This window comes from Oleiphilus sp. HI0128, assembly GCF_001635365.1.
Map to the genome: position 1 here is coordinate 1 of NZ_LWGG01000381.1, position 632 is coordinate 632.

The 632-nt window shown below is 43.4% G+C and carries 2 pseudogenes; both read right to left on the bottom strand.

The window, feature by feature from the left end:
* A pseudogene (locus A3763_RS04695) lies at positions 1–281 on the bottom strand (tryptophan synthase subunit beta); the annotation flags it as partial.
* Positions 244–632: pseudogene (locus A3763_RS04700) on the bottom strand (phosphoribosylanthranilate isomerase); the annotation flags it as partial. The pseudogenes A3763_RS04695 and A3763_RS04700, both read right to left, overlap by 38 nt.

Consider the following 632-nt stretch of genomic DNA (forward strand, 5'->3'; position numbering starts at 1 on the left):
TTAAGGTAGATCTTTGCACCGCCCACTTCTCTAGTCAGACGTTCGGCAAAATAAAGCGGTGAAGGCCGACCCACATAGTCAGCCATATCCTTATCAAACTCTTTACAGAACTCAGGGTCATCTTTGAGAGAAAGGTATTTCTTCTCAAGGTCTTCAAGCGATGACATCAAAGTCTCTGAAACAAATCGACCACCATAAGGGCCAAAATGCCCTTTATTATCAGGAAGTTGAGCTAACAATTCTTCAGTAATTCGTGTATTCGCTGGCACTCGACACCTCATCTACAAAACTTGAAACTTTAGAGTGGTCTTTCACACCCTTACGTAATTCTACACCGCCACTTACATCTACCGCATAGGGGCGCACCTGTTTAACAGCAGCGCGCACATTCGAGGCGTTTAAGCCCCCGGCAAGAATAAGTGGTTTAGTGGTATTTTTTGGAATAATTGACCATTCAAAGGCCTCTCCTGTTCCACCAGGAACACCTTTTTTATAAGTATCTAGCAATAAGCCTAAGGCACTAGAGTAATGTTTATCGGCCTCTAGAATATCTTGCTCGCACTGAACACGCACGGCTTTAATATAAGGACGATCAAAGCTTGAACAAAAATCTTCGTTTTCATCGCCGTGAA